Below are 14,844 nucleotides of genomic sequence, written 5' to 3' on the forward strand. Positions count from 1 at the left end.
GTATAGTTGTCTATATGAATAGACAATTAAGGCGATCAAGTCAACCGGATTAGATAGGGCGGATAAGCTCATGAACACTACGGGGCATACTACGCGGCACAGCACAGTTGAAAGTGGAGGTGGCTCCACCGCTGGAAGCAATTTGGCGCCGGATGCAACGCAAGCAGCACGTCAGGCCAGTATGGCGCTCCTCGCTCGCGCAAGCGGCGAAGAATTGAAAACGTTCTGGCAGAACTGGGCAGACAAGCCTGAATTTGAAGTTTTGCGTGGTCCGGAAACCGGACTTGTTATGATGCGCGGTCGTATTGGCGGTGGCGGTGCTCCGTTCAATGTTGGCGAGGCAACCGTCACCCGCGCAACTGTTCGTCTGGCGAATGGCTCGGTTGGGCACTCCTATGCGCTGGGACGTGATCAGGAAAAGGCGAAGCTGGCTGCACTGTTTGATGCGCTCTGGCTCGATGAGGCCACCCGCGATGCGATCGAAAGCAGCGTGCTCAATGCATTGCGTGGTCGTGTCGATACTGCGGATGCAAAACGGCGCGGCGAAGCTGCTGCCACGAAGGTCGATTTCTTCACAATGGTTCGGGGAGATAACTGATGCTCCATTCTTCTTCTGCATTTGAAGGCGGACTGGCTGATCCAGTCAATGAAGCGCAGTCGGCGTTTCATGCAGTCATGCACGCAATGGCCAATCCTGGTCGTATCCATTCGCTGCCTAGTGCGGCTGTGCCATCAAAGCCGCTTACGCCTGAGCTTGGCCTGATCGCAGCAACGCTTCTTGATCACGACGCAAGCGTCTGGGTCGATGCTGAAATAGCAGCCAATCAGGACGCAACGGCATGGCTGACATTCCATACCGGTGCACCAATCGTCGGCGATCAGTCGAAAGCGCAGTTCGCACTTGTAACTGATGCGCAATCGTTGCCGGCACTTGCTTCCTTCGCGCAGGGAGACCCTGAATTTCCGGATCGTTCGACGACTGTTGTTCTAGCAGTTTCGTCGTTGACGAGTGGGCAGGGTTTCAGCCTCAAAGGCCCGGGCATCAAGGATGAAACTGTGCTGACTGTTGATGGTTTGCCGCAGGATTTTGCTGCGCAGTGGCGTGAAAATGGCGTGTTGTTTCCGCTGGGTATCGATCTGGTGCTCGTCGCTGATGGCAAAGTCGCAGCGCTTCCCCGCACCACGCGTATAGCAAGTTTGGAGGATTGATCCATGTATGTTGCTGTAAAGGGCGGTGAAACCGCCATCCGCAATGCCCACCGTCTGCTTGATGATCGCCGTCGTGGTGACCGCTCGGTTCCAGCGTTGCGTCTTGACCAAATTGCCGAACAGCTGGGTCTCGCCGTTGATCGCGTCATGGCCGAAGGTTCGCTTTATGACCGCGAACTCGCAGCACTTGCCGTGCGCCAGTCGCGGGGCGATCTGATTGAGGCAATCTTTCTGGTTCGTGCCTACCGAACAACCTTGCCGCGTTTCGGCTATTCGCTACCACTTGAGACCGCGAATATGCATATCGAACGCCGCATTTCGGCTACCTATAAAGATCTGCCCGGCGGGCAGCTGCTGGGACCGACATTTGACTACACGCATCGTCTGCTTGATCCGGAACTGGCGGGTGATGTCAGTGTTCCCGAGCCGGAAGTGCGAGCGACTGAGCCTGAAGAAACGCCACGCGTGACCGATATTCTCGGTGTCAACGGCATGATCGAAGAAGATGGTGCGATGCCGGAAGGGCATGAGCCGGGCGATCTTACCCGCGAACCGTGGACGTTCCCGATGCCGCGCGATCTGCGCTTGCAGGCTTTGGCGCGCGGTGATGAAGGCTTCCTGCTGGCTCTGGGTTATTCCACGCAACGCGGTTATGGCAACACGCATCCATTTGTCGGTGAAATCCGCATTGGCGAGGTGGAGGTTGAGTTTGATGTGCCTGAGCTCGGCTTTTCCGTTTCGCTTGGCCGTGTTCAGCTGACCGAATGCCAGATGGTGAGCCAGTTCAAAGGCTCGTCCAAGCAGGCACCACAGTTCACCCGTGGCTACGGTCTGGTGTTCGGACAAAGCGAGCGCAAAGCCATGTCGATGTCGCTTTGCGACCGGGCGCTGCGTGTCCGCGAATTCGATGCGGATGTGACAGCACCCGCGCAGGACGAAGAATTCGTCATTTCCCATTCCGACAATGTGCAGTCGACAGGCTTCGTTGAGCATCTGAAATTGCCCCATTACGTGGACTTTCAGGCCGAGCTTGATCTCATCCGCCGTATGCGTGCGGAATATGAACAAGCGAACAACGAGACTGAAGTTTTGGCAACCGAAGCAGCAGCCAATATCGGCACAGGCAAGGAAGCAGCAGCCAATATTGCCGCAGGCAAGGAAGCAGCAGAATGAGCGATCTAGCCAATTACAATTTCGCCTATCTGGACGAGCAGACAAAGCGGATGATCCGTCGTGCTATCCTGAAAGCCATTGCTATTCCGGGCTATCAGGTTCCGTTCGCAAGCCGTGAAATGCCGATGCCTTATGGCTGGGGCACAGGCGGCGTCCAGGTGACGGCGGCAATTCTCGGTCAGGATGATGTGCTCAAAGTTATCGATCAGGGCGCTGATGATACGACCAATGCCGTTTCCATCCGGGCATTCTTCCAGAAAACTGCAGATGTTGCCGTGACCACCCATACGGGTGAGGCGACTATCATCCAGACACGTCACCGCATTCCGGAATATCCGCTGACTGAAGGGCAGGTGATTGTCTATCAAGTGCCAATTCCTGAGCCGCTGCGTTTTCTGGAACCGCGTGAAACCGAAACGCGCAAGATGCACGCGCTTGCCGAATATGGCCTCATGCATGTGAAGCTTTACGAAGATATCGCGCGCCACGGCCATATCGCCAAGACCTATGATTATCCGGTGATGATCGAAGGGCGCTATGTCATGGCACCGTCGCCGACGCCCAAGTTCGACAATCCAAAGATGCATATGTCGCCTGCTTTGCAGCTTTTTGGTGCTGGTCGTGAAAAGCGCATCTATGCCGTACCGCCTTATACGGATGTCGTGAGCCTCGATTTCGAGGATCATCCATTTGAGGTGCAGAAATTCAAACAGCCTTGCGCATTGTGTGGCGCACGCGGCGTCTATCTCGACGAAGTCGTGCTCGATGACCGTGGCGGCTCGATGTTTGTCTGCTCCGACACCGATTATTGTGAAGATCGTCAGGCGAATGGCCACTTTGGTCATCTGGCAGCGAACAATGAGGCCGCAGCCAAGGGAGCCCTGAAATGAGCATTGAAATGAGCATCGAACCTCTGCTGAAAGTCAGCAATCTCTCGAAGTTTTATGGCAGTCGTCGCGGTTGTGCAGATATCGATTTCTCGCTGTGGCCGGGCGAAGTGCTGGCCATCGTCGGCGAATCCGGTTCGGGCAAGACGACTTTGCTCAACTGTCTGGCGACACGTCTGGAACCAACATCGGGCAGCGTGGAATATCGAATGCGTGATGGCGAATTCCGCGATCTTTACAAGATCGGAGAGGCTGAACGCCGCTTCCTGATGCGTACCGACTGGGGCTTCGTGCATCAGAACCCTTCGGATGGCCTGCGCATGACCGTTTCGGCGGGTGCCAATGTCGGTGAGCGGCTGATGGCTGTTGGCGAGCGCCATTATGGCAATATTCGCAACACGGCAACTGAATGGCTCGGACGTGTCGAAATCGCTGCTGACCGCATCGACGACCAGCCCCGCGCTTTCTCCGGCGGTATGCGTCAGCGTCTGCAGATTGCGCGCAATCTCGTCACGGCTCCGCGTCTTGTTTTCATGGATGAACCGACTGGCGGTCTCGACGTGTCCGTGCAGGCACGTCTTCTCGACCTGCTGCGCGGTTTGGTGAGCGATCTCGGCCTTTCGGTTGTCATCGTGACCCACGACCTCGCAGTGGCGCGTCTTCTGTCCCATCGCATCATGGTCATGAAAGACGGCCATATTGTCGAACAGGGCCTGACAGACCGCGTTCTGGATGACCCGCAAGCGCCTTACACGCAGCTGCTCGTGTCGTCTATTCTGCAGGTTTAGTAAATTAAAACAGATGTTTGCAGCGTGTTGTTCGTAAATTAGCGAAACTTCATGCGTGAGGTGAGAAATGACACAAGTTAGAACATCCTCTCCGCTGGCCGTATCGGGTCTGGCGAAGACGTTCACGATGCATTTGCAGGGTGGCATTCAGTTGCCAGTCGTAAGTGGCGTGGACTTCAATCTGGAAGCAGGCGAATGCGCCGTGCTTGGCGGACCTTCCGGTGCCGGTAAAAGCTCCATTCTCAAGATGGTCTATGGCAATTACGCCGTGAATGCAGGTTCAATCCTCATTCGTCACGAAGACCGTATGGTGGATCTGGCAACAGCCGATCCGCGCGAAGTGCTGGCCGTTCGGCGTGATACGATTGGTTATGTCAGCCAGTTCCTGCGCACATTGCCACGCGTGGCGGCAATCGACGTCGTTGCGGAGCCATTGGTGGCTCGTGGTGTTGATCGCGATGCTGCTCGCAATCGTGCAAGCGAATTGCTCGCGCAGCTCAACCTGCCGGAACGGCTCTGGGTATTGCCACCAGCAACCTTCTCCGGCGGTGAGCAGCAGCGCGTGAATATTGCGCGTGGTTTCATCACGGATCATCCGGTGTTGCTTCTCGATGAGCCGACCGCTTCGCTCGATGCCAAAAACAGGGCAGTCGTTGTTGATCTCATCAAGGCCAAGAAGGCGCAAGGCGTCGCAATGCTTGGCATTTTCCATGATGAAGATGTGCGTGAACAGGTTGCCGATCGCATTATCGACGTAACCGCTTTCTCGCCGAGGGCGGCAGCATGACCAAGCTCTCGGTAGAACCACTGGTTCACGAAACGGCTGAAGTAAACGGTAGCAAGCTTGGTCGATATACCGAGATTGGCGCGCGCAGCCGTGTTTCGGAGACTGTGCTGGACGACTATTCCTATCTCGGTATCGATTGCGAAATCTGGTGTGCTGAGATCGGCAAGTTTTCCAATATCGCCAGCCATGTGCGTATCAACGCCACCAATCATCCGACATGGCGTCCGACGTTGCATCATTTCACCTATCGCGCCGGTGATTACTGGCCGGAAGAAAAGGATGAGACGGAGTTCTTTGATTGGCGTCGCGGCAATGCTGTGAAAATCGGTCACGACACATGGCTCGGGCATGGCTCTACCATCTTGCCGGGTGTGACGGTTGGCAACGGTGCGGTTGTCGGTGCCGGAGCTGTCGTGAGCAAGGACGTGGCGCCCTATACGATTGTTGGTGGTGTCCCGGCGCGTCTCATTCGCGAACGCTTCGACGCTGCGACCGGCAATCGGCTGGATCGACTGGCCTGGTGGGACTGGAGCCATGATCGTCTGCGTCAGGCGCTCGATGATTTCCGCGCGCTCGATATCGAAGCATTCCTCTCGAAATATGAAACGGCCGCCAATGCGAATGCGGTCATGAAAGAGCTATCCAATGGCTAATGAAACCGTTCTGAAAAATGCGCAGATCGTGCTTGCTGATGAGATTGTTACCGGTTCTATCCTGATCCGTGATGGCAAAATTGCCGCCATCGATCAGGGCAATACCAACGGCGGCGATGACATGGATGGCGATTATGTCATTCCGGGCCTTATCGAGCTGCATACCGATCAGCTGGAAAGCCATTACGCGCCGCGTCCAAAGGTGCGCTGGAATGTCGATGCAGCGGTTCAGGCGCATGATGCGCAGGTTGCAGCATCGGGCATCACGACAGTTTTCGATGCGATGCGCGTTGGTTCCGATTATGACCGTGACTTCGTGGGTAAGGATATGCGGATGCTTGCTGACGCCATCGAAAGCGGTGTTCGGGAAAATCGCCTGCGTGCAGACCACTTTCTGCACCTGCGCTGCGAAGTATCCTCAGCAGATTGCCTTGAAACATTCGAGCTTTTCGCAGGTGATGACCGCGTTAAACTCGCTTCGCTGATGGATCATGCACCGGGACAGCGTCAATTCGTTGATCTTAATACGTATCGCACTTATTACATGCGCAAGATGAAGCTCACGGATGAGGAGTTCCGGGTGCATTGTGAGAAGCGTATGGCGGATTCGGACGCCTATTCGGCCAAACATCGTCGCGCCATTGCCGAACTGGCAGCAGCGCGCAGCATCGTGCTGGCCAGCCATGATGATGCGACCAGCGCGCATGTCGATGAATCACTTGACCATGGTGTGCGGATCGCCGAGTTTCCGACCACGATGGAAGCAGCCAGTGCTTCAAAAGGTGCAGGCCTTTCCATTCTGATGGGCGCCCCCAATATTGTGCGTGGTGGCTCGCATTCCGGCAATATCGCTGCACGCGATCTCGTCGATAATGGCAGCCTCGACATTCTGTCATCGGATTACATTCCGTTCAGCCTCATTCAGTCGGCTTTCGGCCTTGCTTCGGGGGAGCGTCCGATTGCGCTGCCACAGGCTGTCCGCCTCGTAACCAAGAACCCGGCTGATGCCATGGCTATGGATGATCGCGGCGAAATCGCTATCGGAAAGCGTGCCGATCTGGTTCGCGTGCGTCCGAAAGGTGCAATTCCGGTTGTGCGCACTGTCTGGCGCGAAGGCGAACGGGTGCTTTGATGCAGATGCAATCCGATACGCCGAAAGGCTGTTTCGTTGCCGTTGTCGGCCCCAGTGGGGCCGGCAAAGACACGATTATGGATGCAGCGCGTGTGGCTCTTGCGGGCGACACGCGGTTTCATTTTGTGCGCCGGATCATCACGCGTCCGCAAATGCCGGGCACGGAAGATCACGACAGTCTGGATGAAGCAGCATTTACTAAAGCCGCAGGCGAGGGTGCTTTCGCGCTGCACTGGCAGGCACATGGCCTGAGCTATGGATTGCCGAAATCGCTTGATGATAAAATCGCCGACGGTATCGTCGTGATTGCGAATGTCTCGCGGCGTGTACTTGGCGATATCCGCAGGCTGTATTCGGAACGGTGCGTGGTCGTCATTTCGGCTAGGCCGGAAGTACTCGCAGAGCGGCTTGCATCGCGTGGACGTGAAAGTCGAGAAGAAATCGCTTTGCGACTTAAGCGCGAAGTGAGCTTCGATGACGGTGCAGACGATGTCGTCATAATAGACAATTCGGGTGAAGTGGCTGCTTCCACAGATGCCTTCCTGCGTCACCTGCAGGAAATGAGCATTAAAACAATTGTCTAAATTAAAATCTTAAAGCGGAATGTAAGTTTACACAAACGTCATGGTCCGTTCATTGCAGTGTCATTGAACGGATCAATAGTGAGCATGAATGGAGACGAATTCATGCTTCAACTAAAAAACGTAACGCGCCGCTATAATGATAAGGTGGCGGTTTCGGGTGTTGACCTCGAGATCGAGCCGGGCTCGTTTGTTGGAATTATTGGTCGCTCGGGCGCGGGGAAGTCGACGCTGCTGCGTATGATCAATCGCCTGGTTGAGCCTTCAGAGGGAACAATTCACTGGGATGGTCGCGACGTTACCGGGCTCAAGGGTTCGGGATTGCGCGATTGGCGCGCACAATGCGCGATGATTTTCCAGCATTTCAATCTGGTTGATCGTCTTGATGTTCTGACCAATGTTTTGATGGGGCGTCTCAACTATGTTTCGACGCCTAAGTCGCTCCTGCGTATCTGGAGCGATGAAGAGCGTTTGATCGCTCTTTCGGCGTTGCAGCAATTCGATATTGCGCATCTTGCAGCGCATCGCGCTGATGAGCTTTCGGGTGGTCAGCAGCAGCGCGTCGCCATTGCCCGTGCGCTTGTTCAGCAGCCGCGCATCATTCTCGCAGACGAGCCGATTGCATCGCTCGATCCGCGCAATACCCGCAGCGTCATGGACGCTCTGCGTCGCATCAATCGCGAATATGGCATCACGGTTCTCTGCAATCTGCACTCGCTCGATATTGCGCGCAGCTATTGCGACCGTCTCGTCGGCATGTCTGCCGGCAAGATCGTATTCCGCGGCACACCGTCGATGCTGACCGATATGGCATCACGCGACCTTTACGGCATGGAAGCCGATGACGTCATCGATGCCGATGAACAGGCTGAAACAATGCCAATGCCAGTTCCGCAGTCGGCCGAAGCCGTTCTGCGCCAGCTTTCCGCTTGAGCGCACAAAGCTCCGGAAAAAATTACGCTCCAAAATCAGGGATTAACAGGAGATACCTATGCTTAACCGTAGAAACTTTCTGGCGGCTGCTGCGCTTACCGCTACGCTGACCATGCCGATGATGGCTTCCACTGCACAGGCTGCAGACTGGAGCAAGGATTATCCAGAAATCGTTCTGGGCGTGATCCCAGCTGAAAACGCTTCGACCACTTCCGACCGTTATGCGCCTCTGGCAGCTTACCTCGGTAAGGAACTCGGCACGAAGGTTACGCTGCGCGTTGCTAACGACTATGCGGCTGTTATCGAAGGTCAGCGCGCTGGCAACATTCAGATCGCATTCTATGGCCCGGCTTCTTACGCCCGCGCTGTGATGACTGGCGTTGAAACCACTCCGCTCGTCAACCAGCGTCATGACACTGGTGTAAACGGCTATTATTCGGTTGTTTATGTTCGCGCCGACAGCCCGTACCAGAAGATGGATGACCTCAAGGGCAAAGCGATTGCTCTCGTCGATCCTAACTCGACATCGGGCAACAACGCACCACGCTTCTTCTTGAACCGCGATGGCTATAGCGTTGATACGTTCTTTGGTAAGAACTTCTTTGCTGGCAGCCACGAAAACGCAGTTCTTGCTCTCGCGCAGGGCACCGCAGACGCTGCTGCAAACTCCTGGAACTCGGAAGACGATTCCAACCTGACCCGCATGGTCAGCCGCGGCGTTCTCAAGGATGCAAACGGCAAGGCAATGACGAAGGATGATTTCCGCATCATCTTCAAGTCGGACTTCCTTCCAGAAGGCCCATTTGCGGTTCTCAGCACACTGCCAGATCAGCTCAAGGCTGACATCAAGCAGGCTTTCCTCGACATGCCAACCAAGGACAAGGCTGGCTTTGACGCTCTTTCCGACGGCAAGGATAAGGAATTCGTAGCGACCGAAGCCAAGGAATATGAGCCAATCATCGAGATGCTCAAGTTCAACGACAAGGCTCGCAAGTCTTAATCCGTAGAACAATTGAAGTGCCCGGAACGTAACCCGTTCCGGGCATTTTTATAGGAAAGATCGCATGACGGTATCCTCACTCGACGGCAACGGAGCAAAAAGCCTGCTTGCCGATTATCGGAGAGAAGTCGGCAAACGGCGTCTCTACGGTATCGCGCTCCTCCTTGCGCTCGTCGTTGTCGCCATTGCTGCCTCCGTCGTTGCCGATGTTCGGCCGGGCACTCTGGTCGAAAATCTCTTTCGCTTTACAAGCTATCTTGGCCGCATCCTGCCGGATCTGACGATTGCCAATTTCTGGGGCGATCTCGCTGCCTGGTACTGGAATCTCGGCGGCTGGCTCAAGATGCTGTTTGAGACGCTGCTCATTGCCTATCTGGCAACATTGATTGGCGGCATCATCGCTTTTGCCGCGTCATTTGCGGCGTCATCCAACATGGCTCCCAATTCGACGGTGCGTTTCGTCGTTCGCCGCGGGCTTGAGCTGCTGCGTACGGTTCCCGAAATCGTCTTCGCGCTGCTTTTCGTCATCGCTTTCGGTCTTGGGCCGATGGCCGGTGTGCTGGCGCTGATGCTTCATACAACGGGAGCGCTGGGCAAATTGTTCTCCGAAGTTGTTGAGAACATCGATATGCGTCCGGTGGAAGGCATTCGTGCATCGGGTGGTTCCGGCTTTCAGGTCATCCGCTTTGCCGTGCTTCCACAAGTGGCGGCAAATTTTGCGTCCTATGGCCTGCTGCGCTTTGAAATCAACGTGCGCGGTGCTTCGGTTATGGGCTTTGTGGGTGCGGGCGGTATCGGGCAGGAACTGCTGACTTCGATCCGCCAGTTCTATTACAGCGATGTCAGTGCCATTCTGCTTCTGATTATCGTGACCATTGTTGCCATCGATCTCATTACACAGCGTATTCGCCATGCGCTTCTGGGCCGTATTGGTTGAGGAGCGTGATCCCGAAAAGTGAGAACCGGTTTTCGGAAAAGATCATGCTCAAACAAAAGAGAGAATTATGACCGATATTGCACAAAGTCTCTCCCGTGAGGCGCACGCGCATGAAAAGGAACTTCGGGCAGAACATGCCGAATTGTTCGGAAACGCGCGTGCCTGGCGAAATCTGGCGATTTTAACCGTAGCGTTGATTGCTTCCGTCTGGTTCGCTTTCTACTGGCTCGATTTTTCGCTGCTGCGCATTCTCAATGGCCTGGGTCGCCTCGGCGATTTCACGCTTATGATGATGCCGCCTTCGTCCGGTGGGCGTTTCAGCCTTTATCTGTGGTCGATGATGGAAACGCTGGCAATCGCCTATCTCGGCACATTGCTCGCGGCAATTCTCGCTTTCCCATTCGGCTTTCTAGCTGCCAAGAACATCATCCCGAATGTGTTCCTGCATTTCGGCATCCGTCGCTTCCTCGATACCATTCGCGGCGTCGATACGCTGATCTGGGCACTGATCTGGGTGTCGGTTGTGGGTCTCGGACCGTTTGCCGGTATTCTCGCAATTGCCTGCTCGGATTTCGGAGCATTCGGCAAGCTGTTCTCGGAAGCCATTGAAGGCGCTGACAAGAAGCCGGTGGAGGGCGTTGTCTCATCAGGCGGCAGCAAACTGCACGGCTATCGCTTCGGCGTGCTGCCGCAGGTTTTGCCGCTGATCGGAAGTCAGGTGCTTTACTTCTTTGAGTCAAACACCCGTTCGGCAACCATCATCGGCATCGTTGGGGCAGGCGGCATCGGCGCGCATCTGGCTGAGCAGATCAAGGTTCTCAATCTTCAGGACGTTTCCTTCCTGATCATCATGATCCTGATCGCTGTCGCTGTTATCGACTGGTTCTCGTCCAAGCTTCGCCACGCGATGATTGGCAAGAAGGCGATGAAATCGGCCTAAAGCACATCCCGAAAACCGCTTCGCACTTTTCGGGATGTGCTCTAACCATTGATGAGCGTCTTAACGCCATCTGCCACAAACTGAACCGCAAGTGCTGCGAGGATCACACCGAGCAGACGGGTCAGAATAGAACGGCCGGTTTCGCCAAGAAACCGGTCGACGCGTTCTGCGAGCAGCAACACGAAATAGGTAATCAGCAAACAGACGGCTATGACGCCGAGAAGGGCGGCACGGGGACCAATGCCGTCAAAAGAATCTGATGTCAGTACGATAGCCGAAATAGCACCCGGACCTGCGATCAGCGGAATGGCCAGCGGGAATGCCGCGATATTACGGATATGGTCCTTGGTAATGGCAACTTCGGCGCTCTTTTCCTTACGCTCGGTTCGCTTTTCGAAAATCATCTCGAAAGCGATCCAGAAGAGAAGCAGGCCACCTGCAACACGGAAGGCGCCGATGCTGATGCCGAACATGCCGAGTATCTGCGCGCCAGCAATCGCAAACAGCGCCATAACGATGAAGCCGATGATGGATGCGCGCAGCGCGACCTGTCCGCGATGGTTGCGATCCATGCCGGGTGTGAGTGCCAGAAACAGTGGCGCGAGACCGGGCGGATCAATGGTGACGAGGAGGGTGACGAAGGCGCTGAAAACCGTATCGTAGAACCCCATGCTAAACTCGCCCCTTTTGTTGGTATTCTTTGCCTGATTTGCGAAACGGATTGTAGCCGATGAGTGGCGCTCGGTCGACGCAAAGCGCACGCTCAGGCAACATCATTGCGCGATCTTTATGTGAATATCTTTCAAGTTATTGATTCGATGAATGAAATTTGCCGGTTGAAATAGCCCCGAAATTGGCGTTTTGTGACGTTTTATTCTATAAAGTGACTTTATCGATTCTGTTGAGAAAGATATCTGAATAGTGTCAGATCAAACACCTCCACCCGGTTCCGAAGATATGGATGGCGGCCCAAGCGGCCCTACAGGTATCGAACCGATTTCCATTATTGAGGAGATGCAGCGCTCCTATCTCGATTACGCAATGAGCGTTATCGTGAGCCGTGCTCTGCCTGATGTGCGCGACGGCTTGAAGCCCGTACATCGCCGTATTCTCCACGCCATGAACGAGATGAACCTCGCTTACAATCGCCCCTACCGAAAGTCGGCAGGTGTGATCGGTGAAGTGATGGGTAAATACCATCCACACGGCGACTCTTCTATTTATGACGCCTTGGTGCGTATGGCGCAGGACTTCTCCTTGCGCGATCCACTTGTGGACGGACAGGGCAATTTCGGTTCCATCGATGGCGATCCGCCAGCGGCGATGCGTTATACCGAATGCCGTCTGGAAAAAGTCACCGAATCCCTTCTGTCGGATATCGACAAGGATACGGTTGATTTTCAGGACAACTATGATGGCCGCGAGCGGGAACCTATGGTTCTGCCTGCCCGCTTTCCAAACCTGCTTGTCAATGGTTCAGGCGGTATTGCGGTTGGTATGGCAACCAATATTCCGCCGCACAATCTTGGCGAAGTCATTGATGGCTGCGTAGCGCTGATCGACAATCCGGCTCTTGAGCTGGAAGAAGTCATGGAAATCATTCCTGGTCCGGATTTCCCGACCGGTGGTATTATCCTTGGGCGTGCCGGCATCAACTCGGCCTACAGCACGGGTCGTGGTTCCGTTATTATGCGTGGTCGCGTGGCGATTGAGCCAATGCGCGGCGACCGTGAAGCTATCATCATCACCGAGATACCGTATCAGGTGAACAAGGCTTCGATGATCGAGAAAATGGCCGAACTGGTGCGCGACAAGCGTATCGAGGGCATTTCTGATCTGCGCGATGAATCGGACCGCGATGGCTATCGCGTTGTGGTCGAGCTCAAGCGTGATGCTGTTGCCGATGTCGTACTGAACCAGCTTTATCGCTACACGCCGCTGCAGACCTCTTTCGGCTGCAACATGGTGGCGCTGAATGGCGGCAAGCCGGAACAGCTCAATCTTCTCGACATGCTGCGCGCTTTCGTGGCGTTCCGTGAAGAAGTGGTAACGCGCCGCACCAAGTTCCTGCTCAATAAGGCGCGTGATCGCGCGCATGTGTTGGTTGGTCTTGCGATTGCAGTTGCCAATATTGACGAGATTATCGCTCTCATTCGTCGTGCGCCGGATCCGGCAACCGCGCGTGAGCAGTTGATGGAACGTCGTTGGCCTGCCGCCGATGTGGCACCGCTGATCCGTCTTATCGATGATCCGCGTCATGCGATCAACGACGATAACACGTATAACCTCTCGGAAGAGCAGGCGCGTGCTATTCTTGATCTTCGCTTGCAGCGCCTGACAGCACTTGGACGCGATGAAGTTGCGGACGAGCTGAACAAGATCGGCGAAGAAATCCGCGATTATCTGGAGATTCTTGGCTCGCGCATTCGTGTCATGACAATCGTCAAGGAAGAGATGATTGCTGTTCGTGACGAGTTCGCCACGCCGCGCCGTACCGAGTTTGGTCTTGGCGGCGCTGAAATGGACGATGAAGACCTCATCGCTCGCGAAGATATGGTCGTCACCGTCAGCCATGCCGGTTATATCAAGCGTGTACCGCTGGCGACCTATCGTGCGCAGCGTCGTGGCGGCAAGGGTCGCTCCGGCATGGCAACGAAGGACGAGGATTTCGTAACCCGTCTGTTCGTCGCCAATACGCATACGCCGGTGCTGTTCTTCTCCTCGCGCGGCATCGTCTACAAGGAAAAGGTCTGGCGTCTGCCAGTCGGTAATCCGCAGTCGCGTGGCAAGGCACTCATCAATATGCTGCCATTGCAGCAGGGCGAGCGCATTACCACGATCATGCCGCTGCCGGAGGATGAAGAATCCTGGGCAAACCTCGACGTCATGTTCTCGACCACGCGCGGTACGGTTCGCCGTAACAAGCTGTCGGACTTCGTTCAGGTCAACCGCAACGGCAAGATCGCGATGAAGCTCGAAGACGAGGGCGATGAAATCCTCTCGGTCGATACCTGTACGGAATTCGACGACGTACTTCTGACCTGTGCTGGTGGCCAGTGCATTCGCTTCCCTGTCACGGATGTTCGCGTCTTTGCTGGTCGTAACTCGATCGGCGTACGCGGTATCAATCTGGCGGAAGGCGATAAGGTCATCTCGATGGCAATTCTGCATCACGTTGATGCAGACGCTTCGCAGCGCGCCGCTTATCTCAAGCGCTCGATTGCTGAACGTCGGGCACAGGGTGCAGACGACGCCGATGATATCGTTGTCGTCGGTGAAGAAGTTGCGGTGGAAGCCGAGCTGAATGAAGAACTCTATCAGGAGTTGAAGGCTCGCGAGCAGACCGTTCTCACGGTTAGTGAGTATGGTTACGGCAAGCGTTCCTCGTCTTATGAGTTCCGCGTTTCTGGCCGTGGCGGTAAGGGTATCCGTGCAACCGATACGTCGAAAACCGACGAAATCGGCAAGCTGGTAGCTCTGTTCCCGGTCGAGGCAAGCGATCAGATCCTGCTGGTTTCCGATGGTGGTCAGCTGATCCGCGTGCCGGTTGGCGGCATTCGTATCGCTGGACGCTCGACCAAGGGTGTCACGATCTTCAATACGGCTGACGGCGAAAAGGTCGTCTCGGTCGAGCGCATTTCGGAAACCGAAAGCGATGAAGAGAATGGCGCTGCCGAGGTTGATGAAACCGCAGCTGAAGGTGATGCACCTGCAGCTGGTGGCGAAGAATAAAGGAAATCCCCTGATGCAAGCAGTATCAGGGGATTTCACATTCCAAATAAAAAGGCCGATGGTTCACCATCGGCCTTTTTCAGATGCCAGGA

15 protein-coding genes are annotated in these 14,844 nt (G+C 55.2%); 14 read left to right on the plus strand and 1 reads right to left on the minus strand.

The window, feature by feature from the left end; genetic code table 11:
* Positions 1 to 70: 70 nt before the first annotated feature.
* The 13 genes from phnG (at position 71) to phnE (RT142_RS00745) (ending at position 11,020) form a co-directional block, all read left to right on the plus strand.
* Positions 71 to 598 carry a phosphonate C-P lyase system protein PhnG gene (phnG, locus tag RT142_RS00685; protein ID WP_079211931.1) on the plus strand — a complete coding sequence of 176 codons (528 nt, stop codon included), beginning with the start codon at positions 71 to 73 and terminating at the stop codon, positions 596 to 598.
* A complete protein-coding gene (gene phnH / locus RT142_RS00690; RefSeq protein WP_079211930.1) occupies positions 598 to 1,209 on the plus strand; it encodes a phosphonate C-P lyase system protein PhnH in 612 nt (203 codons plus the stop codon). The genes phnG and phnH overlap by 1 nt, the downstream gene beginning before the upstream one ends.
* Before the next feature lie 3 nt (positions 1,210 to 1,212).
* A complete protein-coding gene (locus RT142_RS00695; protein WP_313026516.1) occupies positions 1,213 to 2,382 on the plus strand; it encodes a carbon-phosphorus lyase complex subunit PhnI in 1,170 nt (389 codons plus the stop codon).
* Positions 2,379 to 3,272, plus strand: a complete 894-nt coding sequence (locus tag RT142_RS00700; protein WP_007875096.1) for an alpha-D-ribose 1-methylphosphonate 5-phosphate C-P-lyase PhnJ — start codon at positions 2,379 to 2,381, stop codon at positions 3,270 to 3,272. Before RT142_RS00695 ends, RT142_RS00700 begins: the two co-directional genes overlap by 4 nt.
* Before the next feature lie 8 nt (positions 3,273 to 3,280).
* Entirely contained in the window at positions 3,281 to 4,057 is a 777-nt protein-coding gene (phnK, locus tag RT142_RS00705) for a phosphonate C-P lyase system protein PhnK (protein ID WP_112812821.1), read from the plus strand.
* Between the two features lie 67 nt (positions 4,058 to 4,124).
* Entirely contained in the window at positions 4,125 to 4,844 is a 720-nt protein-coding gene (gene phnL, locus RT142_RS00710) for a phosphonate C-P lyase system protein PhnL (RefSeq protein ID WP_039859789.1), read from the plus strand.
* Positions 4,841 to 5,497: a DapH/DapD/GlmU-related protein gene (locus tag RT142_RS00715; protein WP_313026520.1), complete on the plus strand. Its 657-nt coding sequence runs from the start codon at positions 4,841 to 4,843 to the stop codon at positions 5,495 to 5,497. Before phnL ends, RT142_RS00715 begins: the two co-directional genes overlap by 4 nt.
* Positions 5,490 to 6,629, plus strand: coding sequence for an alpha-D-ribose 1-methylphosphonate 5-triphosphate diphosphatase (locus RT142_RS00720; RefSeq protein WP_112812774.1), 1,140 nt, complete (start codon positions 5,490 to 5,492; stop codon positions 6,627 to 6,629). The genes RT142_RS00715 and RT142_RS00720 overlap by 8 nt, the downstream gene beginning before the upstream one ends.
* Positions 6,630 to 6,634: 5 nt before the next feature.
* The gene (gene phnN, locus RT142_RS00725) at positions 6,635 to 7,213 is read left to right on the plus strand and encodes a phosphonate metabolism protein/1,5-bisphosphokinase (PRPP-forming) PhnN (RefSeq protein WP_313027067.1); all 579 of its coding nucleotides are present in this window, start codon (positions 6,635 to 6,637) and stop codon (positions 7,211 to 7,213) included.
* Positions 7,214 to 7,315: 102 nt separating this feature from the next.
* Complete coding sequence (gene phnC / locus RT142_RS00730; RefSeq protein WP_064320649.1) at positions 7,316 to 8,143, plus strand: phosphonate ABC transporter ATP-binding protein; 828 nt, start codon at positions 7,316 to 7,318, stop codon at positions 8,141 to 8,143.
* Positions 8,144 to 8,201: 58 nt separating this feature from the next.
* Positions 8,202 to 9,143, plus strand: coding sequence for a phosphonate ABC transporter substrate-binding protein (phnD, locus tag RT142_RS00735; RefSeq protein ID WP_007875077.1), 942 nt, complete (start codon positions 8,202 to 8,204; stop codon positions 9,141 to 9,143).
* A 64-nt stretch (positions 9,144 to 9,207) separates the two neighbouring features.
* Positions 9,208 to 10,080 carry a phosphonate ABC transporter, permease protein PhnE gene (phnE, locus tag RT142_RS00740; protein ID WP_024897149.1) on the plus strand — a complete coding sequence of 291 codons (873 nt, stop codon included), beginning with the start codon at positions 9,208 to 9,210 and terminating at the stop codon, positions 10,078 to 10,080.
* 67 nt (positions 10,081 to 10,147) lie between these two features.
* Complete coding sequence (gene phnE / locus RT142_RS00745; RefSeq protein ID WP_064320648.1) at positions 10,148 to 11,020, plus strand: phosphonate ABC transporter, permease protein PhnE; 873 nt, start codon at positions 10,148 to 10,150, stop codon at positions 11,018 to 11,020.
* 41 nt (positions 11,021 to 11,061) lie between these two features.
* On the opposite strand, the gene RT142_RS00750 is transcribed toward phnE (RT142_RS00745), so the two are convergent.
* Positions 11,062 to 11,691, minus strand: coding sequence for a MarC family protein (locus tag RT142_RS00750; RefSeq protein ID WP_007875070.1), 630 nt, complete (start codon positions 11,689 to 11,691; stop codon positions 11,062 to 11,064).
* A 286-nt stretch (positions 11,692 to 11,977) separates the two neighbouring features.
* Between RT142_RS00750 and gyrA the strand changes: the two genes are divergently transcribed.
* Positions 11,978 to 14,752 carry a DNA gyrase subunit A gene (gyrA, locus tag RT142_RS00755; RefSeq protein WP_113498441.1) on the plus strand — a complete coding sequence of 925 codons (2,775 nt, stop codon included), beginning with the start codon at positions 11,978 to 11,980 and terminating at the stop codon, positions 14,750 to 14,752.
* Positions 14,753 to 14,844: the final 92 nt, after the last annotated feature.

It is taken from the genome of Brucella sp., assembly GCF_032066345.1.
GTDB lineage: Bacteria > Pseudomonadota > Alphaproteobacteria > Rhizobiales > Rhizobiaceae > Brucella > Brucella pseudogrignonensis.

What these genes read in the sequence shown, in the direction of transcription:
- phnH (WP_079211930.1), top strand. Translation starts at nt 598, where the DNA reads ATGCTCCATTCTTCTTCTGCATTTGAAGGCGGACTGGCTGATCCAGTC.
- phnE (WP_024897149.1), top strand. Translation starts at nt 9,208, where the DNA reads ATGACGGTATCCTCACTCGACGGCAACGGAGCAAAAAGCCTGCTTGCC.
- phnG (WP_079211931.1), top strand. Translation starts at nt 71, where the DNA reads ATGAACACTACGGGGCATACTACGCGGCACAGCACAGTTGAAAGTGGA.
- gyrA (WP_113498441.1), top strand. Translation starts at nt 11,978, where the DNA reads ATGGATGGCGGCCCAAGCGGCCCTACAGGTATCGAACCGATTTCCATT.
- phnK (WP_112812821.1), top strand. Translation starts at nt 3,281, where the DNA reads ATGAGCATCGAACCTCTGCTGAAAGTCAGCAATCTCTCGAAGTTTTAT.
- RT142_RS00695 (WP_313026516.1), top strand. Translation starts at nt 1,213, where the DNA reads ATGTATGTTGCTGTAAAGGGCGGTGAAACCGCCATCCGCAATGCCCAC.
- RT142_RS00715 (WP_313026520.1), top strand. Translation starts at nt 4,841, where the DNA reads ATGACCAAGCTCTCGGTAGAACCACTGGTTCACGAAACGGCTGAAGTA.
- phnE (WP_064320648.1), top strand. Translation starts at nt 10,148, where the DNA reads ATGACCGATATTGCACAAAGTCTCTCCCGTGAGGCGCACGCGCATGAA.
- RT142_RS00720 (WP_112812774.1), top strand. Translation starts at nt 5,490, where the DNA reads ATGGCTAATGAAACCGTTCTGAAAAATGCGCAGATCGTGCTTGCTGAT.
- phnN (WP_313027067.1), top strand. Translation starts at nt 6,635, where the DNA reads ATGCAATCCGATACGCCGAAAGGCTGTTTCGTTGCCGTTGTCGGCCCC.
- phnL (WP_039859789.1), top strand. Translation starts at nt 4,125, where the DNA reads ATGACACAAGTTAGAACATCCTCTCCGCTGGCCGTATCGGGTCTGGCG.
- RT142_RS00750 (WP_007875070.1), bottom strand. Translation starts at nt 11,691, where the DNA reads ATGGGGTTCTACGATACGGTTTTCAGCGCCTTCGTCACCCTCCTCGTC.
- RT142_RS00700 (WP_007875096.1), top strand. Translation starts at nt 2,379, where the DNA reads ATGAGCGATCTAGCCAATTACAATTTCGCCTATCTGGACGAGCAGACA.
- phnC (WP_064320649.1), top strand. Translation starts at nt 7,316, where the DNA reads ATGCTTCAACTAAAAAACGTAACGCGCCGCTATAATGATAAGGTGGCG.
- phnD (WP_007875077.1), top strand. Translation starts at nt 8,202, where the DNA reads ATGCTTAACCGTAGAAACTTTCTGGCGGCTGCTGCGCTTACCGCTACG.